Source organism: Streptomyces sp. VRA16 Mangrove soil, assembly GCF_017377775.1.
Lineage (GTDB): Bacteria > Actinomycetota > Actinomycetes > Streptomycetales > Streptomycetaceae > Streptomyces.
Window position 1 is genome coordinate 1 of the sequence record NZ_JAFVLN010000035.1, and the last position, 25,437, is coordinate 25,437.

20 protein-coding genes are annotated in these 25,437 nt (G+C 72.4%); 14 read left to right on the plus strand and 6 right to left on the minus strand.

The window, feature by feature from the left end; translation table 11 throughout:
• Nucleotides 1-280: 280 nt before the first annotated feature.
• Nucleotides 281-1,342, plus strand: a complete 1,062-nt coding sequence (locus J3486_RS43400) for a DNA-3-methyladenine glycosylase (RefSeq protein WP_207830680.1) — start codon at nucleotides 281-283, stop codon at nucleotides 1,340-1,342.
• 55 nt (nucleotides 1,343-1,397) lie between these two features.
• Here J3486_RS43400 and J3486_RS43405 read toward each other — a convergent pair whose 3' ends face one another.
• From J3486_RS43405 to J3486_RS43415, 3 genes are read right to left on the minus strand one after another with little or no spacing between them, the layout of a single operon-like run.
• Entirely contained in the window at nucleotides 1,398-2,693 is a 1,296-nt protein-coding gene (locus tag J3486_RS43405) for a coenzyme F420-0:L-glutamate ligase (protein ID WP_207830683.1), read from the minus strand.
• Nucleotides 2,690-3,658, minus strand: a complete 969-nt coding sequence (gene cofD, locus J3486_RS43410) for a 2-phospho-L-lactate transferase (RefSeq protein ID WP_207830686.1) — start codon at nucleotides 3,656-3,658, stop codon at nucleotides 2,690-2,692. Before cofD ends, J3486_RS43405 begins: the two co-directional genes overlap by 4 nt.
• Nucleotides 3,659-3,702: 44 nt before the next feature.
• A complete protein-coding gene (locus J3486_RS43415; protein WP_207830689.1) occupies nucleotides 3,703-4,200 on the minus strand; it encodes a cysteine dioxygenase family protein in 498 nt (165 codons plus the stop codon).
• A 739-nt stretch (nucleotides 4,201-4,939) separates the two neighbouring features.
• Between J3486_RS43415 and J3486_RS43420 the strand changes: the two genes are divergently transcribed.
• From J3486_RS43420 to J3486_RS43430, 3 genes are all read left to right on the plus strand, one after another.
• Nucleotides 4,940-5,203 (plus strand): WhiB family transcriptional regulator, encoded by a 264-nt coding sequence (locus J3486_RS43420; RefSeq protein ID WP_018533570.1) that lies wholly within the window; start codon nucleotides 4,940-4,942, stop codon nucleotides 5,201-5,203.
• Nucleotides 5,204-5,378: 175 nt separating this feature from the next.
• Nucleotides 5,379-9,080 carry a glycosyltransferase gene (locus J3486_RS43425; RefSeq protein ID WP_207830704.1) on the plus strand — a complete coding sequence of 1,234 codons (3,702 nt, stop codon included), beginning with the start codon at nucleotides 5,379-5,381 and terminating at the stop codon, nucleotides 9,078-9,080.
• Complete coding sequence (locus tag J3486_RS43430; RefSeq protein WP_207830708.1) at nucleotides 9,077-10,570, plus strand: DUF5719 family protein; 1,494 nt, start codon at nucleotides 9,077-9,079, stop codon at nucleotides 10,568-10,570. The genes J3486_RS43425 and J3486_RS43430 overlap by 4 nt, the downstream gene beginning before the upstream one ends.
• A 62-nt stretch (nucleotides 10,571-10,632) precedes the next feature.
• On the opposite strand, the gene J3486_RS43435 is transcribed toward J3486_RS43430, so the two are convergent.
• Entirely contained in the window at nucleotides 10,633-11,106 is a 474-nt protein-coding gene (locus J3486_RS43435; RefSeq protein WP_207830781.1) for a metallopeptidase family protein, read from the minus strand.
• A 332-nt stretch (nucleotides 11,107-11,438) separates the two neighbouring features.
• Here J3486_RS43435 and J3486_RS43440 point away from each other — a divergent pair, with 332 nt between their 5' ends.
• The 7 genes from J3486_RS43440 to J3486_RS43470 all read left to right on the plus strand — a co-directional run bounded on the left by J3486_RS43440 (nucleotide 11,439) and on the right by J3486_RS43470 (nucleotide 19,503).
• Nucleotides 11,439-11,816: a DUF3499 domain-containing protein gene (locus J3486_RS43440; RefSeq protein WP_207830711.1), complete on the plus strand. Its 378-nt coding sequence runs from the start codon at nucleotides 11,439-11,441 to the stop codon at nucleotides 11,814-11,816.
• Nucleotides 11,817-11,942: 126 nt separating this feature from the next.
• Entirely contained in the window at nucleotides 11,943-13,559 is a 1,617-nt protein-coding gene (locus J3486_RS43445) for an L-lactate permease (RefSeq protein WP_207830728.1), read from the plus strand.
• A 129-nt stretch (nucleotides 13,560-13,688) separates the two neighbouring features.
• Nucleotides 13,689-15,053: a phosphomannomutase/phosphoglucomutase gene (locus J3486_RS43450; protein WP_207830744.1), complete on the plus strand. Its 1,365-nt coding sequence runs from the start codon at nucleotides 13,689-13,691 to the stop codon at nucleotides 15,051-15,053.
• Nucleotides 15,054-15,674: 621 nt separating this feature from the next.
• Nucleotides 15,675-15,845 (plus strand): Trm112 family protein, encoded by a 171-nt coding sequence (locus tag J3486_RS43455; RefSeq protein ID WP_207830747.1) that lies wholly within the window; start codon nucleotides 15,675-15,677, stop codon nucleotides 15,843-15,845.
• Nucleotides 15,846-15,873: 28 nt separating this feature from the next.
• A complete protein-coding gene (locus tag J3486_RS43460; protein WP_207830750.1) occupies nucleotides 15,874-17,001 on the plus strand; it encodes an SIS domain-containing protein in 1,128 nt (375 codons plus the stop codon).
• 268 nt (nucleotides 17,002-17,269) lie between these two features.
• Nucleotides 17,270-18,421, plus strand: coding sequence for a mannose-6-phosphate isomerase, class I (manA, locus tag J3486_RS43465; RefSeq protein ID WP_207830754.1), 1,152 nt, complete (start codon nucleotides 17,270-17,272; stop codon nucleotides 18,419-18,421).
• A gap of 104 nt (nucleotides 18,422-18,525) precedes the next feature.
• Nucleotides 18,526-19,503, plus strand: a complete 978-nt coding sequence (locus tag J3486_RS43470) for a cation diffusion facilitator family transporter (protein WP_207830769.1) — start codon at nucleotides 18,526-18,528, stop codon at nucleotides 19,501-19,503.
• Nucleotides 19,504-19,663: 160 nt separating this feature from the next.
• Here the strand turns inward: J3486_RS43470 and lepB are convergent, their stop codons facing one another.
• Nucleotides 19,664-20,335 (minus strand): signal peptidase I, encoded by a 672-nt coding sequence (gene lepB / locus J3486_RS43475; RefSeq protein WP_229379590.1) that lies wholly within the window; start codon nucleotides 20,333-20,335, stop codon nucleotides 19,664-19,666.
• Between the two features lie 380 nt (nucleotides 20,336-20,715).
• On the opposite strand from lepB, the gene ahcY reads away from it, so the two are divergent.
• Together ahcY and J3486_RS43485 are read left to right on the plus strand one after the other, a co-directional pair.
• Nucleotides 20,716-22,179: an adenosylhomocysteinase gene (gene ahcY / locus J3486_RS43480; protein ID WP_207830773.1), complete on the plus strand. Its 1,464-nt coding sequence runs from the start codon at nucleotides 20,716-20,718 to the stop codon at nucleotides 22,177-22,179.
• 209 nt (nucleotides 22,180-22,388) lie between these two features.
• Nucleotides 22,389-23,003 carry a hypothetical protein gene (locus J3486_RS43485; RefSeq protein WP_207830776.1) on the plus strand — a complete coding sequence of 205 codons (615 nt, stop codon included), beginning with the start codon at nucleotides 22,389-22,391 and terminating at the stop codon, nucleotides 23,001-23,003.
• A gap of 9 nt (nucleotides 23,004-23,012) precedes the next feature.
• On the opposite strand, the gene J3486_RS43490 is transcribed toward J3486_RS43485, so the two are convergent.
• Complete coding sequence (locus J3486_RS43490) at nucleotides 23,013-23,969, minus strand: RDD family protein (RefSeq protein WP_207830789.1); 957 nt, start codon at nucleotides 23,967-23,969, stop codon at nucleotides 23,013-23,015.
• A gap of 104 nt (nucleotides 23,970-24,073) precedes the next feature.
• Here J3486_RS43490 and J3486_RS43495 point away from each other — a divergent pair, with 104 nt between their 5' ends.
• A complete protein-coding gene (locus J3486_RS43495; protein ID WP_207830778.1) occupies nucleotides 24,074-25,081 on the plus strand; it encodes a stage II sporulation protein M in 1,008 nt (335 codons plus the stop codon).
• Nucleotides 25,082-25,437: the final 356 nt, after the last annotated feature.

Here is a 25,437-nt window from a genome sequence, read left to right on the forward strand (position 1 = left end):
GCCGCCTGGGGCGGCAGGGTGGGCAAGGCGGCACCCCAGCGCCGGGCAGGCGCCCCAGCGAGCCCCGGCCCACGGCCCGGCTCCCGGCCCACGGCCCGGCCCACGGCCCGGGTCCCGGCCCACGGCCCGGGTCCCGGCCCACGGCCCGGGTCCCGGCCCACGGCCCGGGCCACGGCCCGGCTCCCGACCCACGGCCCGGCCCCACTCCCGCCCCACAACCCCGCGACACCCGAAAACCCCCTACCCTCAAAGGGCACACCCGCCCCGACCGAGGACCCCCGTGGCTGGCCGCAGATACCCCGCGCGCACCGATCAACCCCCCACCCGCACCACCGTGCGCGGCGGCCACACCCGCATACCCACCCCCACCCAGCCCCCGGCACCCCTCACAAGCACGCCCACCACCCCCACCACTCGCACCACACCCACCACGCGCACCTACACACCCCCCACCCCCCTCCACCTGGGCCTCACCCTCGGCCCCCTCCGCCGAGGCCCCGCAGACCCCACCTTCCGCCCCACCCCCGACGGCGCCCTGTGGCGAGCGAGCCGCACCCCGGAAGGCCCCGCCACCCTCCGCCTCACCCCGCACCCCGAAGACGGCACGATCCAGGCCGACACCTGGGGCCCGGGAGGCGACTGGTTCCAGTCCCGGCTCGCGCCCCTGCTCGGCGAGTCGGACGACCCGACCCTGTTCGAACCCCGCCACCGTCTGATCGCGGAACAGACCCGCCGCCGCCCGGGCCTCCGCCTGACCCGCACGGGCCTGATCCTCGAATCCCTGATCCCGTCGATCCTGGAGCAGAAGGTCACGACGGACGAGGCCTACCGAGCCTGGCGCCTCCTGCTCCACCAGCACGGTGAACCGGCCCCGGGCCCGGCCGGCGACCAGCTCCGTATGCGGGTGATGCCGGACCCGTACACCTGGACCCGCATCCCGTCCTGGGAGTGGCACAAGGCGGGCGTCGACAACAAGCGCGCCTCGACGATCATCAGGGCCGCCCAGGTGGCCCGCCGCCTGGAAGAGGCGGCCCACATGGAGCCGGCCCAGGCCCGCGCCCGGCTGGAACTCGTCCCCGGCATCGGCCCCTGGACCTCCGCCGAGACGATCCAGCGCACGAACGGCGCCCCCGACGAGGTCACGACGGGCGACCTGCACCTGCCCGGCATCGTCGGCTACGCCCTGGCCGGCAACCGCCACGCCACGGACGACGACATGCTGGAACTACTGGCCCCGTACGCGGGCCAGCGCCACCGCGCGGCCCGCCTGATCCTGCTCGCCGGGGTGTCACCCCCGCGCCGACAGCCCAAGATGCGCAAGGTGAACATCGCGGACTGGTAGGAAGCCTCCGAGCCCTCCGAGCGCCCGAACCCTCCGAGCCCCCCCGAAGACGGCGCTACCGCACCTCGACGAACTCCGAAACGACGCGAGCGGGCCGCTCTCCCGGCGCCCCGGCCGGATGCCCCACGGCCACGGCCCCCATCGGATCCCACTCCGCCGGCAGATCGAGCACACCCCGCACGACGTCCCGGCAGAACATCGTCGACGACACCCAGGCGGAGCCGAGCCGCTCCCCGGCCAGCGCCACCAGGAAGTTCTGCACCCCGGCCCCGGCCGCGACGACGAACATCTCCCGCTCGGCGGCGTCCCGGCGCTGATCCCCGTACGTGTGCGACCCGTCCATCACCATGCACGGCACCACCAGGTATGGCGCGTTGCGCAGCACGTCCCCGCGGCGCACCCGCTTCGCGATGGACTCCTCGCTCTTCCCGTCGCGCCGCAGATCGGCGATCCACGCGTCCCGCATGGCGTCGAGCAGCCGCACCCGCGACTCCTGCGACTCCAGGAGCACGAACCGCCACGGCGTCGTGTGATGCGGCGCGGGCGCGGTGACCGCCGCGGCGACGGCCCGTCGCACGGCTCCCGGGTCCACCGGCTCGTCGGTGAAGGCCCGCACGGTACGCCGCTGCGTCACGGCCTCCCGGACCGCCTCCGACGTCCCGAGCCGGAACATGTCGTCCCGCGCGCTGCGCACCAACTCCCGCGCGCCGCCGCCCTGTTCGGGAACGACGGCGTCGGCGAGCCCGCGCACGACGGCGACCGGCAGCCCGCCGGCCTTGCCCTTCACGAGGTCCCCCGCACCCGCCAGCTCGTCGGCCGTGGCCACCACGGTCGCGCTGAGCGGATTCCCGTACGCGTCCGTGCCGCCCCGCAGGTCCTCCAGGACCCGCACTCCGGCGGCCCCGATGGCGATGTCCGTCAGCCCGTTGCGCCAGGGTCGCCCGAAGGTGTCCGTCACGACCACCCCGACCTCGACCCCGAGCGCGTCCCGCAGCCCGGCCCGTACGGCCTCGGCCGACGCGTCGGGGTCCTCGGGCAGCAGCAGCACGGTCCCGGCCGGGGTGTTGGACGCGTCGACCCCGGCCGCGGCCATGACCAGGCCCTGCCGGTTCTCCACGATCCGCAGCGCCCCGCGCCGGGCCACGACCCGGACGGTCTCCGCGTCGATGGCGGCCTCCCGGTCGTCGGCGCGGACGATCCGCCCCTCCGCCTTGGAGACGATCTTCGAGGTGACGAGTACGACGTCACCGTCGACGAGCCCGGGCTCGGCGGCGGCGATCAGCTTGGCGAGATCGTCACCCTCGCGCACCTCGGGAATCCCGGGCACGGCCCATACGCGCAGTTCGCTCACGCGCCGCGCACCTCCTCGGCCAGCGCGAGCGCGGCCCGCGCCATGTCGGCGGCGGCGGTGCCGACCTCCGGATCGGTCATCATCAGCGGCACGGCCCGGCAGCGGATCCCGGCCGCCTCGACGCGCTCCACGACGCCCGCGTCCACGGTGTCCACGAGCCACCCGTCGAGCAGCCCGGAACCGTAGTGCTCGGCCACCGCGGCGGCACTGGACTCCACGCCCACCGCGGCAAGGACCTTGTCGGCCATCCCGCGCACCGGCGCGTCGCCCACGATCGGGGAGAGCCCGACGACCGGCACCCCGGCCTCGGCGATGGCCTCCCGGATGCCGGGCACGGCGAGGATGGTGCCGACGCTCACCACAGGGTTCGACGGCGGGAACAGGATCACGTCCGCCTCGGCGACGGCCTCCAGGACACCCGGCGCGGGCTTGGCCTGCTCGGCGCCGACCGGCACCACGGCCTGCGCGTCCACGGAGGCGCGCATCTTCACCCAGTACTCCTGGAAGTGCACGGCCTTGCGCTCACCGTCCACGTCGACGGCGACATGGGTCTCCACCCGGTCGTCCGACATGGGGATGAGCCGCACCCCGGGCCGCCACCGCTCGCACAGCGCCTCGGTGACGGCGCTGAGCGGGAAGCCCGCCGCCAGCATCTGCGTACGGACGATGTGGGTCGCGAAGTCCCGGTCGCCGAGGCCGAACCACTCGGGCCCGACCCCGTAGGCCGCGAGCTCCTCCTTGACCGTGAAACCCTCGTCCGTACGACCCCAGCCCTGCTCCTCGTTGATGCCGCCACCCAGCGTGTACATCACCGTGTCGAGGTCCGGACAGACCTTCAGGCCGAAGAGGTGGATGTCGTCCCCGGTGTTGCCGATGACCGTGATGTCCGCGTCCGGGGCGGCCAGCTTGAGACCGCGAAGGAACCGGGCACCACCGATGCCGCCTGCCAGAACCACAATGCGCATGCCCCACAGCATCGCAGGCAGGACCGACAGCCCGGCAGCCGGTCTCAGACAGTGGCCTCCCGGGCCGTCGTGCAGGCGGCGGCGCCGCGCATCGGCATCTCGGTGAGACCGGGGTAGTAGACGTGCAGGCTGACGGCCGGCTCCAGCGAGTCGTTGACGACCTCGTGGACATAACCCGGCGCGAACACACGCTGCGCGCCCGCCGCCAGTGTCCGCGCGCCCCTCTCCGTACGCTCCGTCAGTTCGCCCTGGAGCAGCGTCAGTACGCCGGACGAGCGACCGTGGTCGTGCAGCCCGCTGCCCTGCCCCGGCACCCAGGACAGCAGCCACACCTCGTAGCCGGGCCCGGTGCGCAGACGGTGGTACCAGCGGGTCGTGGTGTCGTACTCGACCAGGTGCTCCCACTGGGAGCGGTCGGCGGCGATCGAACGGGCGAGACCCACGAACTCGGCCACGGTCTCGGGGTGTTCGCGGGCGGGCCGGAGCAGGTGCTGGACTTCGAGGATGTCGCCGGCGATCTGGAGGTCGCTGTCGCTGTTCATCGGGTGTGGGGTTCCTCTGCGAAGAGCCGTACGGAGATGTGGCGGCGGAGCCACGGAGCGGTGCGGTGGGCAGGAGCGAAGGAGGAGCGAAGAAGAAGCGAAGGTGGAGCGAGGAGGGAGCGAGGGCGGAGCGCTACAGGCTCAACGACCCGGGGAGTCGAACGGCGTCGGACGACTCAACAGCTGGAACAGCAACAGCTGTGGCACGCGCGGGCAACACGGACGGACCGGGCGGCGCCGGTCGTCGTCATGGATGCCAAGTTCGCGAGCATGCCCAACAGGACACCGGTTCATGCCTCCCTTGTCAACCCAATGTCCGGATTGCGAGATATCTTTAGCCCTATCCGGTTGTTCTGTCTGCTGAAAGGTTTGTGCAGGGCAGGAGGCGGACATGTGGCGCAGCAACCCGGCATGCAAACGCCGTTGTGATCCCGTGATCCGAATGTGATCCGGTTCGCTTCGCGGGCGCCACCGGAACGAGATCAAACTCTGCGGCGTCCTTCCTTGTGGTGGATTGCAAGGGCCGGTGCATCCGGATGGGCCCCTGGCAAGTGTCACGGTTTTTGCCGATTTGAACACTTTCCGCATAGCCTTGGTTCCGCAGAGTGAATAAGGGGCCCAATAGCAGATCCCGGCTTGACTGCCCCGGATCGGCACACTTGTAATTTCACTCGTGTCGTTCAGCCGAAATCGGTAACGGCAACATCACGGGGACGCACGGACAGACGAGGGGCGCACTATGACCGAGTCGTTTACGGATCTGCTGGTCGAGGACGCGGAAGAGGAACTCGGCTGGCAGGAGCGCGCGCTGTGCGCCCAGACCGACCCCGAGTCGTTCTTCCCGGAGAAGGGCGGCTCGACGCGGGAGGCCAAGAAGGTCTGCCTGGCGTGCGAGGTCCGCTCCGAGTGCCTCGAATACGCGCTCGCCAACGACGAACGGTTCGGCATCTGGGGCGGTCTGTCCGAGCGCGAGCGCCGACGGCTGAAGAAGGCCGCCGTCTAGCTTTCCGTTTCTTGCGGTATCTGCGGTACGTACGGCCCGTCGCACGTGGGTTATCCACAGGCGGCGGGCCGCTGTTGTTCGCAGCCGTTAGTGTGAGGTCCCGTCCGAGACACCCCAGTGCCCCCGTGCGCCACGGGTGTCCACCGCAGTCCAACGAACCGGGGCCCGTACCTCGATGTCCGTGCACAGCCACTCGGCAGGCCAATTCGGCGCTGCCGCCGCCGCGTTCAACCCGGGGCACGCCGCAGGGCTCGACCCGAGCAGCGCCCCCGAGTTCCCCAGGCATGTCGTCACCGCCGTCCTCGTCTCGCACGACGGCGCGCGCTGGCTGCCCGACGTCCTGTCAGGAGTGCTCGGCCAGGAGCGCCCCGTGCAGAACGCGGTGGCGGCCGACACCGGCAGCGCCGACGACTCCGCGGCCCTCGTCGCCGAGGCGATCGGCGACGAGCGCGTCCTGCACCTCGCCCGCCGCACCGGCTTCGGCCAGGCCGTCGAGGAAGCGGTCCGCGGCGCCGGGGTGCTGACCCCCGAAGAGCTGCCCTACTTGAAGCGGCCCAGCGGCTGGGACCCCGTCAGCCGCTCCTGGCGCGACGACGCGTACGACCTGCCGGACCTCCCGCATGGCGAGCCCGAGCAGTGGCTGTGGCTGCTGCACGACGACTGCGCGCCCGAACCCGACGCGCTCTCCCAGATGTTGCGCGTCGTCGAGGCGGAGCGCGAGGCGGGCGCCGACGTCGCGATCGTCGGCCCCAAGCTGCGCGGCTGGTACGACCGCAGGCAGCTCCTGGAGGTCGGCGTCTCCATCGCCCACTCCGGGCGCCGCTGGACCGGCCTCGACCGCCGCGAGCAGGACCAGGGGCAGCACGACCACGTGCGGCCCGTCCTGTCCGTGTCCACCGCCGGCATGCTCATCCGGCGCGACGTCTTCGAGCAGCTCGGCGGGTTCGACCGCAGGCTGCCCCTGATGCGTGACGACGTCGACCTGTGCTGGCGCGCCCACGCCGCCGGACACCGCGTCCTCGTCGCCCCCGACGCCGTCGTGCGGCACGCCGAGGCATCCTCGCGCGAGCGCCGTACCGTCGACTGCGTGGGCCGCACCGCCACGTCGCCGCACAAGGTCGACAAGGCGGGCGCCGTCTACACCCTGCTCGTCAACGCGCGCGCGTTGACGCTGGCCTGGGTCCTGGTCCGCCTCGTCCTCGGCACACTGCTGCGCACGGTCGCGTACCTGGTCGGCAAGGTGCCCGGGCAGGCGTTCGACGAGATCACCGGTCTGCTCGCCACGCTGCTGCGGCCGGGCCGGATCCTGGCCGGGCGCCGACGGCGCGGCAAGGGAGGCGTCGACCCGAAGGAGCTCAAGCCGCTCTTCCCGCCGCCGGGCGCGACCGTGCGGCTGACGGTCGAGCAGGTCGCGGGGAACGTCTTCGGCAGCGCCGACCCGGAGACCACCACGGCGGGCCGGCACGGCGGCGGCGGGCTCGAATCGGGGCCCGGCGACGACTCCGACTTCTTCGAGGTCGAGCAGTTCGCCCGCCTCAAGCGCATCGCCCGCAACCCCGGGCCGATGCTCTTCGTCATCCTGCTCTTCGTCTCCCTGATCGCCTGCCGCGGCCTGCTCGGCAGCGGGGCGCTCTCGGGCGGGGCGCTGCTGCCCGCACCCGGTGACGCCTCCGACCTGTGGGCGCGCTACCTGGACGCCTGGCACGCCACCAGCACCGGCGGCACCCAGGCGGCGCCGCCCTACCTGGCGGTCCTCGCGGCCTTCTCCTCCGTGCTGTTCGGCTCCACCGGACTCGCGATCACCGTGCTGCTCATCGGCTCGGTGCCGCTCGCCGGGTTCACCGCGTACTTCGCGTCGCGGCCGCTGGTCACCTCGCGGCTGCTGCGCGCGTGGGCGGCCGTCGCGTACGCGTTCCTGCCCGCCGCCACCGGTGCCCTCGCGGGCGGCCGGGTCGGCACCGCGGTGCTCGCGGTCCTGCTGCCGCTCATCGCGCGCGCGGGTCTGTCGGCGTCCGGGCTGATGAATGCCGGGAGCGTGCGCGGCAGTTGGCGAGCCACCTGGGCGTACGCACTGCTGCTGACGCTCGCGACGGCCTTCACGCCCCTCATGTGGCCGATCGCCCTCGTGCTCGGCATCGCGCTCCTCGTGGTGCGCCGCGGCGACATCATCGCCTACGGGCTGCGCTTCCTGGCCGCGCTCGGCACCCCGCTTCTGGTGCTCGCCCCGTGGTCGCTGACGCTGCTCCCGTTCGGCTTCTTCCAGGAGGCCGGGCTCCCCTTCGGGAAGGGCTCGGCGACCGCGCTCGGCCTGCTCGGCGCCTCGCCGGGCGGCTCCGGCACCACGGGCAGCCTGCTGCTCGTCGGCATCGTGCTGGCCGCGCTCGCCGCGCTGCTGCGCCAGGAGCGCCGCCTCGCCGTCCTCACGGCGTGGGCCGTCGCCCTCGTCGCCCTGATCTTCGCGGTGCTGTCCAACAACTCGACGTGGGCCGGGCCCGCCACGCTCGTCTACGGAATCGCCCTGCTCGCCGCCGCCGCGCTCGGCGCCGACGGCGCGCGCTCGCGCGTGGCCGAGCAGAGCTTCGGCTGGCGCCAGCCGGTGGCCGCGCTGATCGCGTTCGCCGCCGCCGCGGGCCCGCTGCTGCTCGCCGCGGGCTGGATGATCCGCGGCGCCGACGGGCCGCTGGAGCGGCGCGACCCGGTGCAGGTCCCGGCGTTCGTCGCCGAGGAGGCCGGCACCCGCGACCAGGCCCGCACGCTGATCCTGGACGGCGACACGGGCGACGTGTCGTACGCGCTGATCCGCGGCGCGGGCGCCCGCCTCGGCGACGGCGAACTGACCAGGGCCGCGGGCGACAACGGCAAGCTCGACAAGGTCGTCGCCAACCTGGTCGCGGGCTCCGGTGCCGACCAGGCCGACCAGCTCGGCGGCTTCGCCGTGCGCTACGTCCTCGTACGGGACGGCGCGCCCCGCCAGATGAGCCGCGTCCTCGACTCCACGCCAGGACTGACCCGGCTCAGCCAGCAGGACGGCACCGCGCTGTGGCGCGTGGACCGCCAGGTGGCCCGGGCCGTCGTCCTGCCCACGGCGGGCACCGGCTCGACGTCGGAGTCGGCCAGGCCGGTCGCCGCGGGCCCCGTCGAGATCCACACGAACGTGAGCGCCGGCCGGGAAGGACGCGTCCTGCGCCTCGCCGACCAGGCCGCCGAGGGCTGGACCGCGACGCTCGACGGCACGCCGCTGACGAAGACCACCGTCGACGGCTGGGCGCAGGGCTTCGAACTGCCCGCGTCGGGCGGCCGGCTCGACGTCACCTACGACGCGCCGCTCACGCACACCGCCTGGCTGTGGGCGCAGGGCGCCCTCGCGCTCGTCCTCGTGGTGCTCGCCCTGCCGGGCCGCCGCCAGGACATCGACGACGACCTCCCCGAGGAGCCGGTCGTGCCCGCGCAGGCCGTGGAGGGCGAGGGCCGCAGGGCCCGCCGTCTGCGCGCCCAGGCGGAGGCCGAGCAGGCGGCGGTCGGCGACACACCACCTCCTCCTTCGGAGGAGGCCCAGGTCCAGGCCGGCGCCGACGCTGTGGACATTCCGCAGCAGCAGTCGTACGGCGAGTGGGAACAGCCCAGCTACGCGAGCGCCGAGTACGGCACGTACGGCACGGCGGAGCAGCAGCAGTACCAGCAGGGCGGCGGCTCCTACGGGTACGACCAGCAGGCCGACCCCTACCAGGCGGGCCAGTACGACCCGTACGCCTACGGAGGCACCTACGAGGGCGCGTACGACGGCACGTACGGCCAACAGGCCGCGTACGACCCGACGTACGAGCAGCAGCACGGCAACGGCGCCGATGGTGAGCGCCCCGACGGGAGCCAGCAGTGAACCGCACGACCCTGTCCCTGATCGCCGCCGTGACCGCTCTGGCCGCCGTCACGGGGTTCGCCACCGTGTCCGGCGGAGGCGGGGACGACACCCCCGCCAAGGCGGCCGCCCAGCTGCCCGTCGAGCGCTCCAGCCTGCTGTGCCCGGCGCCCAGCCAGTCCGACCTGGCGGAGACGGCGTACACGTCGTACACGCCGAAGTCGGCGCAGGCCGGGAGCGGATCGGGCAAGGCGCAGCTGATGCCGGCCGAGACCGGCGCGAGCGACAGCGGCGACAGCAAGGGCAAGAGCAAGAAGGCCAAGGCGGTCGTCACCCCGCAGACGCCCGGCAAGCCCGCCGCGGGCGACGCCTCCGGCGCGGACGCGCCCGCGCTGGTCGGCACCGCCGACGGCGCCCTCGCGCCCGGCTGGACCGTCCAGCAGACCACCACGGTGGACGTCGGCTCGGGCCGCGGCCTGCTCGGCGTGGACTGCTCGGCGCCGGACACCGACTTCTACTTCCCCGGCGCCTCCACCGCCGAGGACCGCAACGACTACATCCACCTCACGAACCCGGACGACGAGGCCGCGGTCGTCGACGTGCAGCTGTACGGACCGGACGGCGCCATCAAGTCCGACGTCGGCGAGGGCATCCAGATCGCGCCGCACGCGAGCGTGCCGGTCCTGCTGTCGACGCTGACGGACAAGCCGTACACGAACCTGACGCTGCACGTGACCGCGCGCAGCGGCCGGGTCGCGGCCGCCGTCTCGTCCGCCGACGCGAAGCTGGGCGGCGACTGGCTGCCCGCCGCCGCCGACCCGGCGGCCTCCCTCGTGCTGCCCGGCATCCCCAAGGACGCCACCAGCGTGCGCCTGGTCGCCTTCGCACCGGGTCAGGACGACGCCGACCTGAAGGTGCAGCTGGCCACCTCCAGCGGCAAGATCGTGCCCGCCGGGCACGACACGCTGCACGTGAAGTCGGGCATGACGACCGCGGTCGACCTCGGCGCGGTCACCCGCGGCGACGCGGGATCGCTGGTCCTGACCCCGTCCGAGGACGCCGTGCCGATCGTGGCGGCGCTGCGCGTCACGCGCGGCAAGGGCGCCGACCAGGAGACCGCGTTCATCCCGGCCACCCGGGACATCGGCGCGCGCGCGACGGTCGCCGACAACCGCTCCAAGGGCTCCACGCTCGCCCTGACCGCGCCCGGTGCCACCGGCAAGGTGAAGGTGACCGCGTCGGCGGGCACCGAGGGCGGCACCGCGGTCACCAAGGAGTACACGGTCAAGGGCGGTACGACGCTCTCGGTCACCCCGCCCGTGCCGAGCGGCCTGAAGGGCTCGTACGCGCTGACGGTCGAGCCCGTGTCGGGCGGCAAGGTCTACGGCTCGCGGATGCTGGACGAGAAGATGGACGGCGTCCCGGCGTTCACGATCCAGACGCTGCCGGACGACCGGGGCACGGTGTCGGTGCCGCAGGCGGACGAAGACCTCGCCGTCGTCCAGAAGTAGCCCGGAAGCAGGCCCAGGAGTAGCCCAGAAGCAGCTCGACGGCGCCCCGGCCCCCCGGGGCGTCAGTCCTCGTCCTCGCCGTCCCCGTACCGGGGATCGACGGTCTCCGGGGTGAGCCCGAGGACCTCGGCGACCTGCTCGACGACGACGTCGTGCACCAGCGCCGCGCGCTCGTCGCGGCCCTTGGTGCGGATCTCGATCGGGCGCCGGTAGACGACCACGCGCGCGGGGCGCTCGTCCCGCGCCGGGACGATGCCGCCCAGCGGCACCGTGTCGCCGCCCCATGCCTCGTCCTCGGCCGTCAGCCGCGGCACCTCAAGGACGAGGAAGTCGACCTCGGCCAGCTGCGGCCAGCGCCGCTCCAGGCGCTCCACGGCGTCCTGCACGAGATCCGCGAAGGCATCGGCGCGGCTCGCGGACAGCGGCACCTGCGGGGGCGCCACGGGCCCGCGCATGCCACGCCCGTGCCGGTCGCGGCGGCGCGGCGGACGCGGCTCGCCGGGGGAGCGCGGTACCTGACTGTCTGGCCTTTCCATCACCGACGCAGCGTAGTCCTTGGGCACCCGGAAGCGGCGCACGCGACGGGCACGCCCCGTACAGGGCACCGCATGTCGCTTCCTGACCGATCAAGCCATTCTTGGGCCCGATTCCGTATCTCTCCCGGACCGTTGAACTCGCGAATATTGCAGCCTTATGTCCTGAGTGGTGACCGCTTTCAACTGTTCGGCAGGGCGTACGACCCCGGGTCGCCGCAGGTCACGAGGGCGCCCCCGCGAGCCGGTGTGCGCCGTCTCACACCACGACACGGTGGGGTGACCTCGGGGAGAGTCGTCGCGGCCCGCTCAAGAGTGCGGTACCGTCCAACGTCGTGAGCCCTGTACGTCGCTGTTCGCGCACCGCCTGCGGCCGCCCCGCCGTCGCGACGCTGACGTACGTCTACGCCGACTCGACCGCGGTCCTCGGCCCGCTCGCCACCTACGCCGAACCCCACTGCTACGACCTGTGCGCCGAGCACTCCGAGCGCCTCACCGCGCCGCGCGGCTGGGAGGTCGTCCGGCTCACCGACGGCAGCGGCCCCGCGCGCCCCAGCGGCGACGACCTGGAGGCCCTCGCCAACGCCGTGCGGGAGGCTGCCCGGCCCCAGGAGCGCGCCGCCGAGGCCGGCGGTGGCGGCCCGCGCGCCGCGGACCCGATGGAGGTCGCGCGCCGCGGCCACCTCAGGGTGCTGCGCTCGCCCGACAACTGACCGCCGCGCCCCCTTCCCCGAACGCTTCACCGGATTTCCTCCGTCGCGTGCGTTGACGCGCGTTTGTTGAGGGCATGACTATTTCGCCACCCTGTCCGCGGGAATCCGGGATTCCGGGAGGCGCTCGTGTTCGTCCAGCAACTGGAGCCCGTCGGCGGCTCGCTCGGCCTGTCCGCCCTCGTCGCTGCCCTGCCCCTCGTCACCGTCCTCGTTCTGCTCGGCGCCGTGCGCATGAAGGCCCACCGCGCGGGCCTGATCGGCCTCGTCGTCGCCGCCCTGGTCGCCTGGCTCGTGTACGACATGCCGCTCGGCCAGACCGTCTCCAGTGCCGCCCAAGGCGCGCTGTTCGGCCTCTTCCCCATCTTGTGGATCGTCGTCAACGCCCTGTGGGTGTACCGGATGACGGTCCGCACCCGGCATTTCGACATCCTGCGCCGCTCCTTCGGAAGGCTCTCCGACGACCCGCGCATCCAGGCGCTGGTCGTGGCCTTCTGCTTCGGCGCGCTCCTGGAGGCGCTCGCCGGGTTCGGGGCGCCGGTCGCGATCTGCTCGGTGATGCTCGTCGCGCTCGGCTTCGACCCGGTGAAGGCCGCCGTCGTCGCCCTGGTCGCCAACACCGCCCCGGTCGCCTTCGGCGCCATGGGCACACCGGTCGTGACGCTCGCTCAGGTCACCGGCCTGCCGCTCGACTCCGTCGCCTCCGTGGTGGGCCGCCAGACGCCGTTGCTCGCGCTCGTGGTGCCGCTGGTGCTCGTCGGTCTCGTGGACGGGCGGCGCGGCCTGCGTGAGACCTGGGTGCCCGCGCTGGCCTGCGGAGTCGCCTTCGCCGTGGCCCAGTTCGCGGCCTCCAACTACGTCTCGGCCCAACTCGCCGACATCGGCGCCGCGCTCGTCGGCGCGGGCGCCCTCGTGGCCGTGCCGCACGCGCGCAGGCCCGCCGCCGAGCCCGTACGCGCCGCGGTCCTCACCGGCGTACGCAGCGAGGACCTCGACGAGGAGGACCCGCGCTCCGAAGTGGTGCGCGCCTACGCCCCGTACGCGCTGATCGTCGTGATCTTCTCCGTCGCCCAGATCCCCGCCGTCAAGGACTGGCTGGCGAAGGCGAACCGGGTCTTCGACTGGCCCTTCCTGAACGTCGCCAACCCGGACGGCAAGCCGGTCAGCGGCAATGTCTTCACCCTGCCGCTGGTCTCCACGGGAGGCACGCTGGTGCTCATCGCGGGCGTGCTCACGGCCGTGGTCATCGGCGTACCCGCGCGCGTGGCCGTGCGCGAGTGGTTCGGGACGGTGCACGAACTGCGGTTCGCGATCCTGACCGTGACCAGCGTGCTCGCCCTCGCCTACGTCATGAACCTCTCCGGACAGGCCGCCACCATCGGGCACTTCGTGGCCGCCGCGGGCGCGGGTCTCGCCTTCCTGTCGCCGGTGCTCGGCTGGTTCGGCGTCGCCGTCTCCGGCTCGGACACCTCGGCCAACGCCCTGTTCGGCGCGCTCCAGGTGACGGCGGCCCAGCAGTCGGGCCTGCCGCCGGAACTCCTTGCCGCGGCGAACAGTTCGGGCGGTGTCCTCGGCAAGATGATCTCGCCGCAGAACCTGACGATCGCGTGCGCGGCGGTCGGCCTCGCGGGCAAGGAGGGCGACCTGTTGCGCAAGGTGCTGCCGTGGAGCCTGGGACTGCTGCTGGTGATGTGCCTCATCGTGTACGCGCAGAGCACCGTGGTCCTCTCATGGATGCTGCCGTGACCAGTGCCGATGACGGGAGAAGGACGCGCGCGGACTCTTTGGGAGGAATGAGGGGTTCAGGCGTTGATGTCAGTGCGGACAGGTAGTTTGTGGGGTCCGTGAAGTACTCCAGGAGGGCTGGGCCGGTCCATGGCTGCTGATCTGTCGCAGATCGTGAAGGCGTACGACGTGCGCGGTGTCGTCCCCGACCAGTGGGACGAGAAGCTGGCCGAGCTGTTCGGCGCCGCGTTCGTTCGGGTGACCGGCGCCGACGCGATCGTGACGGGCCATGACATGCGGCCCTCCTCTCCGGCCCTGTCCGGCGCCTTCGCGCGCGGCGCGGCGGCCCTGGGCGCGGACGTCACCGAGATCGGCCTGTGCTCGACGGACCAGCTGTACTACGCGTCGGGCGCGCTGAACCTGCCCGGTGCGATGTTCACGGCGTCGCACAACCCGGCGCAGTACAACGGCATCAAGATGTGCCGGGCCGGGGCCGCGCCGGTCGGCCAGGACACCGGCCTGACCGAGATCCGCCGCCTGGCCGAGGAGTGGAGTGAGTCGGGGGCGCCCGCGCCGGCCGCGAAGCCCGGCACGATCACCCGCCGCGAGATGCTGAAGGACTACGCCGCCCATCTTCTGGGCCTGGTCGACCTGACCTCGATCCGTCCGCTGAAGGTGGTCGTGGACGCGGGCAACGGCATGGGCGGGCACACCGTCCCGACGGTCTTCGAGGGCCTGCCGCTGACTCTCGTCCCGATGTACTTCGAGCTGGACGGCACGTTCCCGAACCACGAGGCGAACCCGCTGGACCCGGCGAACATCGTGGACCTCCAGGCCCGGGTGAGGGCCGAGGGCGCCGACCTCGGCCTGGCCTTCGACGGCGACGCCGACCGCTGCTTCGTCGTCGACGAGAACGGCGACCCGGTCTCCCCGTCCGCCATCACCGCCCTGGTCGCCGCCCGCGAACTGGCGAAGAACGGCGGAGCGGGCACGATCATCCACAACCTGATCACGTCGTGGTCGGTACCCGAGGTCGTCAAGGAGCACGGCGGCACGCCCGTGCGCACGCGCGTGGGCCACTCCTTCATCAAGCAGGAGATGGCCACCACCGGCGCGATCTTCGGCGGCGAGCACTCGGCGCACTACTACTTCAAGGATTTCTGGAACGCGGACACGGGCATGCTCGCCGCCCTGCACGTGCTGGCCGCGCTCGGCGGCCAGGACGGCCCGCTCTCCGCGCTGGTCTCCTCGTACGACCGTTACGTCGGCTCCGGCGAGATCAACTCCACCGTCGCCGACCAGGCCGACCGCCTCGCCGCGATCAAGGCCGCGTACGGCGACCGGGACGGCGTCACCCTGGACGAGCTCGACGGCCTCACGGTCACCGCGACGGACTGGTGGTTCAACGTCCGCCCGTCGAACACGGAGCCACTGCTGCGCCTGAACGCGGAGGCGCGCGACCGGGCCACGATGGAAAAGACCCGCGACGAGGCCCTGGCCATCATCAGGTCCTGACCCGTCGCGGCGCCGCGAGCCCCGAAGCCTTGGTCAGTCCGCGGCCTGCCCACCGCCTTGGCCGGTCTGCCGCGTGCCCCACGCGCCTTGGGTAGTCCGCGGCCTGCCCCACCGCCTTGGCCGGTCTGCCGCGTGCCCCGAAGCCTTGGCCGGTCTGCCGCGTGCCCCGAAGCCTTGGGCAATCTGCCGCCTGGGGCGGCAGGGTGGGCAAGGCGGCACCCCAGCGCCGGGCAGGCGCCCCAGCGGGCCCCGGCCCACGGCTCGGGCCCCGGTCTACGGCTCGGGCCCCGGTCTACGGCTCGGGCCCCGGTCTACGGCTCGGGCCCCGGTCTACGGCTCGGGCCCCGGTCTACGGCTCGGGCCCCGGTCTACGGCTCCGGCCCCGGTCTACGGCTCCGGCCCCGGCCCACGGCCCGGGCCCCGGCCCACGGCCCGGGCCCCGGCCCACGGCCCGGGCCCCGGCCCACGGCCCGGGCCCCCAGCCACAACCCCGCCCCACCCAGCCACACCCCGGGCAACCAAGATCCGCCCGGCCCACGGCCCCGCCCCGGCGGTACGCTGACCGCGGGCCCGCGCACAGCGGCCACCCGCACAAACCCCCGCACCCCGAAGGGACCCCTCATGCCGCTCGAAGCCGGCCTCCTGGAGATCCTCGCCTGCCCGGCCTGCCACGCCGCCCTCAAGGAGGCCGACGCCGAGCTGATCTGCACGGCCCAGGACTGCGGCCTGGCCTACCCGGTCCGCGACGGCATCCCCGTCCTCCTGGTCGACGAGGCCCGCCGCCCCGCGTAACCCCCGAAAAAGCCGGAGGCACGCCGCAATGTTCGACGAAACGCTCCTGGACGACCCGGACGCGCTGGCCAGGGCCGACCGCCGCGGCCTGCTGCGCGGCGCCGCGGAAGCCGGCGCCCGCGTCCGCACCGCGGCACGCCACGCCGCCGAGGCCGGCATCGCCGAGCTGAAACCGGACGGCCGCCCGCGCGCCGTCCTCATCGCGGGCCCCGGCACCGCGGCCCTCGGCGTCGCCGAGTTCATCGGCCGCCTTGCGGGCTCCGCCTGCCCCGTCGTCCGCCTGCGCTCCACCGGCGTGGCCCCCGCCCCCGGCGCCCTGCGCTGGGAGCTCCCCGGCTGGGCGGGCCCGGTCGACCTGCTCCTGATCGCCACCCCGGACGGCTCCGAGCCGAGCCTCTCCCTCCTGGTCGAGCAGGCCTACCGGCGCGGCGTCACCGTCGTCGCCGTCTGCCCCTCCGGCGCCCCGCTCACCGAGACCGTTGCGGGTGCCCACGGCCTGTTCGTGCCGATGGCCACGGCCCCGTACGAGCAGGACCAGCCGGCCGCGGCCTCCGCCCCGGGCGCGCTCTGGGCGCTGCTCACCCCGCTCCTCGCCCTCCTCGACCGCACGGGCCTGCTCTCCGCGCCCCCGGAGGACCTGGAGAAGGTCGCCGACCGCCTCGACCGCACCGCCGAACGCTGCGGACCGGCCATCGCCACGTACGGCAATCCGGCGAAGACCCTCGCCTCCGAGCTGGCCGAGGCGCTCCCGCTGATCTGGACGGAGGGCGCGGCCGCAGGGCCGGCGGGCCGCAGGTTTGCCGCCGCCCTCGCCGAGCTCGCCGGCCGCCCCGCGCTCGCCGCCGACCTGCCCGAGGCGCTGCCCGCCCACGGCGCGCTCCTCGCGAGCGACCTCGCCGCGGGCGCCGACCCCGACGACTTCTTCCGGGACCGCGTCGAGGAGGTCCAGGCCCTGCGCGCCCGCGTCGTCCTGCTCCGCGACCGCCCCACCGGTGGCCTCACCGCCGCGCCCGCCGCCCGCGAACTCGCGCTCTCGCACGACACCGCGATCAGCGAGCTGGAGCCGGAGGAGGGCAGCGATCTGGAGACCCTGGCGGAGCTGATCGCCGTCACAGATTTCGCCGCCGTTTACCTGGGCCTCGCCTCCGGGACGTGACCCGGAGCCGACCCTGTCCCCGGCCGGCCGAAGACGCCCGGCCCCTCTGGACCGCGTAACCGCCCTGGACTGCGTAACCGCCTCGGACCGCGTAGCCGTCGTCGACCGCGCAACCGCCTCGGACCGCGCAACGGTCGTCGACCGCGGCACCGTTCCGGACCGAGCAACAGCCCTGGACTGCGCAACAGCCCTGGACCGCGTAACCGCCCTGGACCGCGCACCTGCGCCGTGCCCGCGCAGCACCTGCCGTACGGAGAAGAAACACCTGATGGACCGCCTCACCAACACCATCCGCCCCTACGCCTGGGGCTCCACCACCGCCATCCCGCAGCTCATCGGCGCCGAGCCGACCGGCGAACCCCAGGCCGAGATGTGGATGGGCGCCCACCCCGGCGCCCCCTCCGGCACCGGGCGCGGCCCGCTGAACGAGGTCATCGACGCGGACCCGGCGCGGGAACTCGGCGCGTCGGCCGTCGCCAAGTTCGGCCCCCGCCTCCCGTTCCTGCTCAAGCTGCTCGCGGCCGGCGCCCCCCTCTCCCTCCAGGTGCACCCGAACCTCCGGCAGGCGAAGGAGGGGTACGAGAAGGAGGAGGCCCAGGGCGTCCCCCTCACCGCCTCCCACCGCAACTACAAGGACGCCAACCACAAGCCCGAACTCATCTGCGCGCTCACCGAGTTCGACGGCCTGTGCGGCTTCCGCGCGCCCGAGGAGGCGGCCCGGCTCCTCGAAGGGCTCGGCGTCGACAGCCTCAAGCCGTACGCGGACCTGCTGCGCGCCCACCCCGAAGAGGCGGCGCTGCGCGAGGTCCTGACGGCGATCCTGTCCGCGGACCGCACCGAGATGTCGGCGACCGTCACCGACGCGACGGCCGCCGCCCAGCGCCTCGGCGGCGCCTACGAGCCGTACGCGGGCATCGCCCACCACTACCCCGGCGACCCGGGCGTGATCGCCGCGATGCTCCTCAACCACGTACGACTGCAGCCGGGCGAGGCGCTCTTCCTCGGCGCCGGCGTCCCGCACGCCTACCTCTCCGGCCTCGGCGTCGAGATCATGGCCAACTCCGACAACGTCCTGCGCTGCGGCCTGACCCCCAAGCACGTCGACGTCCCCGAACTGCTGCGCATCGTCCGCTTCGAGGCCACCGACCCCGGAGTCCTGCGCCCGGAGGCGTCCCCCGACGGCGAGGAGCTCTACGACACCCCCATCGACGAGTTCCGCCTCTCCCGGTTCGTGCTCCCCGAGGGGGCCGCGCCGCACGACCTCACCGCTGCGACCCCGCAGATCCTGCTCTGCACCGCGGGCACGGTCCGGGCGGGGGAACTCGACCTCGCGCCGGGCGAGTCCGCGTTCGTACCGGCAGGTGAAAAGGCTGAAGTGTCCGGAGTGGGTACGGTTTTCCGGGCGACGGTCGTGGCCTGAGCGACCCCTGTGCCGTCCCGTGCTGCAACAATGACCCACCGCTGCAAGGGACGTACACGTATGCGCATGCGTACGCAGAACCTCGAAGGGACACCAGGAACAACATGAGTGCTTCAGGCGGAGCAAAGGCGATCGTGGCGGCGCTCGCCGCCAACCTCGCCATCGCGGTATCGAAGTTCGTGGCGTTCCTCTTCAGCGGCTCCTCGTCGATGCTGGCCGAAGCCGTCCACTCGCTGGCCGACTCGGGCAACCAGTTCCTGCTCCTGCTCGGCGGCAAGAAGGCCCAGCGCGAGGCGACCCCGCAGCACCCCTTCGGCTACGGCCGCGAGCGCTACATCTACGCCTTCCTCGTCTCGATCGTGCTCTTCTCGGTCGGTGGCATGTTCGCCGTCTACGAGGGCTACGAGAAGATCAGGCACCCGCACGAGCTGGAGCACTGGTACTGGCCGGTCGGCGTCCTCGTCTTCGCGATCATCGCCGAGGGCTTCTCGTTCCGCACGGCCATCAAGGAGTCGAACCAGCTGCGCGGCCGGCTGTCCTGGGGCCAGTTCATCAAGCGCGCCAAGGCCCCTGAGCTGCCGGTCGTCCTCCTGGAGGACTTCGGCGCCCTCATCGGTCTGGTCCTGGCCCTCTTCGGCGTCGGCCTGACCCTCGCCACCGGCGACGGCGTCTGGGACGGCATCGGCACCCTGTGCATCGGCCTCCTGCTGATCACCATCGCGATCGTGCTCGCCCTGGAGACCAAGTCGCTGCTCCTCGGCGAGGCGGCGGGTACGGAGGAGGTCGCCAAGATCGAGGCGGCCGTCGTCGACGGCGACACCGTCACCGGCCTGATCCACATGCGCACGCTGCACCTCGGCCCCGAGGAGCTCCTGGTCGCCGCGAAGATCGCGGTCCAGCACGACGACACGGCGGCCGAGGTCGCCCGCGCCATCAACGAGGCCGAGGCCCGCATCCGCGCCGCCGTCCCGATCGCGCGCGTCATCTACCTGGAGCCCGACATCTACAGCGAGTCCGAGGCCGCCAAGGGCGCGGACCCGGAGGCGACACCGGGCGGCCCGACGCCGACGCCCGGCCACTGACCGTCGCTCCGTTCATTACGTGAAGGGGGGCGCGCCGAATTCCCGGCGCGCCCCCCTTGCTGCTCTCCCTGAACGGCTACTGCTTTCCCCGTACGTCTCTTTGTTTCCCCGCACGTCGCGGATCACCGCTCCGCGCGGACTCCGGGCCCGGCCCCGGCCCTCACCGTGACACCGTCCATCCCGCCATCCCCGCCATCCGCAGAGCCGCCTCCTGGCGCCGTGCCTGCAGCGCGGTGATCCCGCAGGCGAGCCCCGCGACGGCCATGCCGAGGCCGGCCACCCCGGCCACCGCGATCAGCACCGGGCGCGTCACATCGTCCACAACCCGCCCCTCGACCGCACCGGCCGGCACCGAACCCGCGTGATCGCTCGGGAAGTAGCGAGAATCGTTCGAGTTCGCCCGATGGTCACCCATCAGGAACAGCCGCCCGCGCGGCACCCGCACGTCGTACGCGGGACCGCCGTTCGCCTGCCCGTCCCTCACATACGGTTCGGCCAGCGCCCGGCCGTTCACCTGCGTCGGCCCGGCAGGCCCGCCGTTCTGCGCGACACGCTCCCCGCCGAGCCCGACGACCCGCTGCAGCACCGGTCGGCCCTGATACCGCGAGGGCATCGAGAAGAGCACCACGTTCCCGCGGCGCACCTCGCCCCCGGCCACCCGCTCGATGAGCAACCGCTGACCGACGGTGTACGTCGGCGTCATGCTGTCACTCGACACCGAGACACCCCGATACGTGGTCGCCAGCCACACCGCCGACCCGACCAGCCCCACCAGTCCCAGTGGCCCCAGCACCCACGCCACCCGGGCCAGCTGTCTCGCACGCGCTCCCATACGCCTCTGCACCCCTCCCCGCACCGCTCACGGACGCGGCGGCGCAGGGAGAGGCTAGCCGTGCCGCCCCGACCTCCCGACACCGCCCGAGCAGCAGGAAAGAGCCACCTCGACCGCCCCCGGAACACCGGCGGGGTGGGGCCCGCTGGGCCGATCGGTGTAGATTCGTCATGAGCCAGACGTCGCTGCTGATGGCGGTCGGGCGGCCCGCACGACGGGCCGGCCGAGGGAGAGAGGGCCTCCGACGGACTGCGCTGCGAGTATCGGAGGACACCTGTGTCCGCCGACGCCCGCAGACCAGCCATGCGTACCTCTTTTACGGGGGTGCGCCTGTCAGCCCACCTCGACCGACTGCAACTGCACCGAGGAGCAGCTCACTTATGACTTCTGTCGCCAACCGACAGGACCAGGACTTCAAGGTCGCCGACCTCTCCCTCGCCGCGTTCGGCCGCAAGGAGATCACTCTCGCCGAGCACGAGATGCCCGGCCTGATGGCGATCCGCAAGGAGTACGCCGCGACGCAGCCCCTCGCGGGCGCCCGCGTCACCGGCTCCCTCCACATGACGGTCCAGACGGCCGTCCTCATCGAGACCCTCGTCGCGCTCGGCGCCGATGTCCGCTGGGCGTCCTGCAACATCTTCTCCACGCAGGACCACGCCGCCGCGGCCATCGCCGTGGGCCCGAACGGTACGCCGGACAACCCCCAGGGCGTCCCGGTCTTCGCCTGGAAGGGCGAGACCCTGGAGGAGTACTGGTGGTGCACGGAGCAGGCCCTGACCTGGCCGAACTCGCCCACCGGCGGCCCGAACATGATCCTCGACGACGGTGGTGACGCCACCCTCCTCGTCCACAAGGGCGTCGAGTACGAGAAGGACGGCAAGGTCCCCTCGGTCGACACCGCCGAGTCCGACGAGCACCGCGTCATCCTCCAGCTCCTGAACGACACGATCTCCGAGGGCTCCCAGAAGTGGACGAAGCTCGCCTCCGAGATCCGCGGCGTCACGGAGGAGACCACGACGGGTGTCCACCGCCTGTACGAGATGCAGCGTGACGGCTCCCTCCTCTTCCCCGCGATCAACGTGAACGACGCGGTGACGAAGTCGAAGTTCGACAACAAGTACGGCTGCCGCCACTCGCTCATCGACGGCATCAACCGCGCCACGGACGTCCTCATCGGCGGCAAGACCGCGGTCGTCTGCGGCTACGGCGACGTGGGCAAGGGCTGTGCGGAGTCGCTGCGCGGCCAGGGCGCCCGCGTGATCGTCACCGAGATCGACCCGATCTGCGCGCTGCAGGCGGCGATGGACGGCTACCAGGTGGCCACGCTCGACGAGGTCGTCGACAAGGCGGACATCTTCATCACGACGACCGGCAACAAGGACATCATCATGGCCTCGGACATGGCCAAGATGAAGCACCAGGCGATCGTCGGGAACATCGGCCACTTCGACAACGAGATCGACATGGCCGGCCTGGCCAAGATCCCGGGCATCGTCAAGGACGAGGTCAAGCCGCAGGTCCACACGTGGACGTTCTCCGACGGCAAGGTCATCATCGTGCTGTCCGAGGGCCGCCTGCTCAACCTGGGCAACGCGACCGGTCACCCGTCCTTCGTGATGTCCAACTCGTTCGCGGACCAGACGCTGGCCCAGATCGAGCTGTTCACCAAGCAGTCCGAGTACCCGGTCGGCGTCTACACGCTGCCCAAGCACCTGGACGAGAAGGTCGCCCGCCTCCACCTGGACTCGCTCGGCGTGAAGCTGACGACGCTCCGCCCGGAGCAGGCCGCCTACATCGGCGTCGAGGTCGAGGGCCCGTACAAGCCGGACCACTACCGCTACTGAGCACCGTCCCGGCGGCCCGATCCGCCGAGACCGTCAGTACAAGGACAGGCCCCCGCACCCCCGTGCCGGGGGCCTGTCCCGTACGACGCCGCACCGCTGGCTACGGTGGACACGTCCTTCGACGCACGCCGGAACCGGAACCGCACGGCCCGAACCCGCGACCGGTGACGGCGACGTCACCAGGCCAGACAGAGGACCCCACGAACCCCATGCCCCGCGGCCGGTATTCGCTCCATGATCCGCACGATCACACCCCCCTCGGTGAAGAACACTTCCACTGCGCGCCCGGCCCCTCCGGCTGGCGCTACGTAGCTCAACGGACCACCTCCTCCGGTGACCACGCCGGCTCGGTCGATCTCGCCCTCGACGAACTCGGCCGCCCCATCCGCCTCGAACTCACCGCCGCGAGCTGGCAGGTGCGAGGCGCCGCACTCGACGGCGTGACCTGGGTCCGTACCGATCCCACCGGCACCCACGCCACCGAAGGAAACGCCCCCGTGCACGCGTTCACGGGTACGTCCCCCGCGTTCCTCATCGCCACCGCACGCCTGCTGAACCTCACCCCCGCTTCCCCCTCGACCCGTGTCCGCCTCGTCGCCCTCACGGATCCCGTCCTGGCCCCGCGCACCGTGGACCAGTCCTGGACCCTGCTGAGAAGCGAAGCACACGCCACTGACAACGGACCCCTGGCCGTGGACGAATACCAGGTCACAGCCCTGGACACGGGGGAGCAGCACACCGTTCACCTCAGCGGCGACGTGGTCCTGGCGGCCCCCGGCATCGAGCTGGAGGACCTCGAGACACCGCCGTCGACGTTCACCTGACGCCGCGACTCAGGCCGGCGGCACGAACCCCGTGGTCGGCGGCTCCGACCGCCCGTCGCCCGGAGTGGAAGAGGGAGCCGACGGCGGGACGTACGCCCCGGGCGTCGGTGCCATGGGAGGCACGGGAGCAGCGGGCGGGGCGTACGGCGCATGAGCCGCCGGGGCGTACCCGGGAAGAGGTGTGGGCCCACCCGGCATCGTGGGCCCACCCGGCCGGGCAGCGCCGAAGGCCCGCTGGGCCTCCCTCGACTGCCGCTCGTGCATCACCGCGGCCAGAAACGCCGCAGGCGGCACCTCGCTCGGCACCGGAGCACCGGTGTGCGCGGCGAGATCGGCCGCGAGCCGCTCGGCCATGCTCCATCCGACCTGGGGGTCCAGCTGCCCCATCCGCGTGAGGTACTGCCGCATCGCGAGCCACAGCCCCTCGGGCACGCCCGACAGGTCGAGCTGGGCGAACCGCCCCACCAGCCACGGCGGCGGAGGCGGCACGAACGACGCCTGTCCGGCGGGCACCCGCTCCCGCACGACGAGCGTCCCCGCGACCACGTCCCCGATACGCCGCCCGCGAGCGGACACCAGGGAGGCGATGCACGCCACGACGCCGAAGGTCATGAGGATCTCCACGACCCCGACGGCCCCGCGCACCAGTGCGTGCCGGAACCGGATCGGCCCTCCGTCGTCCCGTACGACACGCAGCCCGCACGCGAGCTTGCCCAGCGACCGCCCGTGGCTCAGCGTCTCGACGGCAATCGGAATCCCCACCAGCACGAGCAGGAACGTGGCCACGGCCACCGCGGCGGCAGCGGCGTCGTCCAGCGACGAGGTGGCGGCCACGATCACGATCGTCACGGCGATGTAGACGGCGAAGGCCACCACCAGGTCGATGAGCACGGCGAGTGCCCGGCTCGGCAATTTCGCGGGCCGCAGCTCAAGAGCGACCGCCTCACCCGTCACCAGCTCACTCACACCGGCCACCCACCCTTCCCTGACCTGCCCTAGGAACCGCCAGTCTGCCAAGCTGAGGGCACATCGCGCCGCACAGGTGCCGGAAGCGAGGAGCAGCAGACCGGATGGACCTCGACGTCTTTGTGTCCGCCCACCGTGCGGAGTGGGACCGCCTGGACGCTCTGCTGCGCCGTCGCCGCCGCCTGACCGGCGCGGAAGCGGACGAGCTGGTCACTCTGTACCAGCGCACGGCGACCCATCTCTCCCTCATCCAGTCGAGCGCCCCGGACCCCCGCATCATCGGACGCCTCACCCAACTCGTGGCACGCGCGCGCAGTGCCGTGACCGGTACGCGCCGTGCTTCATGGCGGGACGTGACCGACTTCCTCACGCGCGGCTTCCCCGCCGCGGTCTACAGAGCCCGCCACTGGTGGGTGCCCACGGCGCTGATATCCACGGCGATAGCCGCCCTGATCGGTTGGTGGATCGGCACCCACCCCGACGTCCAGGCATCCATAGCCGCGCCGGCCGAACTCCGGGAGATGACCCGCCCCGGCGGCCAGTACGAGACGTACTACTCGAGCCACCCCGCGGCGTCCTTCGCCGCCCAGGTCTGGACGAACAACGCCCAGGCGGCCGCGATGTGCCTGGTCCTGGGAGTCTTCCTGGGGCTGCCGGTCATCTGGATCCTCTTCCAGAACGTGGTGAACGTGGGCGTGGGCATCGGCCTCATGACATCGGCCGGCCGCCTCGACACGTTCCTCGGCCTGATCCTTCCGCACGGCCTCCTCGAACTCACGGCGGTCTTCGTGGCGGCGGGCACCGGTCTCCGCCTCGGCTGGACGGTCATCGACCCGGGCCCGCGCACCCGCCGCACGGCCCTGGCGGAAGAGGGCCGCGCAGCCCTGGGCATGGCCATCGGCCTCGCCCTGATCCTCTTCGTCTCAGGCGCCATCGAAGGCTTCGTGACGCCCTCCGGCCTGCCGACCTGGGCCCGTATCGGCATCGGCATCGTGGCCGAGCTCGCCTTCCTCACCTACGTCTACGTACTCGGCGGCCGAGCGGCCCGAGAAGGCGAAACCGGTGATGTGGCGGAGCCCGAGCGCAGCGCGCTCCAGCCGACAGCCGCCTGATGTGCAAGCGAGCCCGCTGACCTGCTAGTCTCCTCATCGCCCCGGAAAACCGTTGACACGGTCTGGACGGGGAGGTAGATTCGAACAGTTGCCCCGAACTCGACAGGTTCGATTGCAACGGTTAGCATCTACTGCGCTTCTCGAAATACATTCTTCGGAGAAGCAGCCCCGATAAATTCGGAAACGAGAGCCGGTCAGACCGGCCCAAAACTTCTGATAAAGTCGGAACCGCCGAAAGGCAAAGGCCCTCCAACGGCCACCGGAAATGAAATCCGAACCGGGAACGGAACGGAAAAAGGATCTGGTAAGGTTGGAAACACGAAAGACCGAAGGGAAGCGCCCGGAGGAAAGCCCGA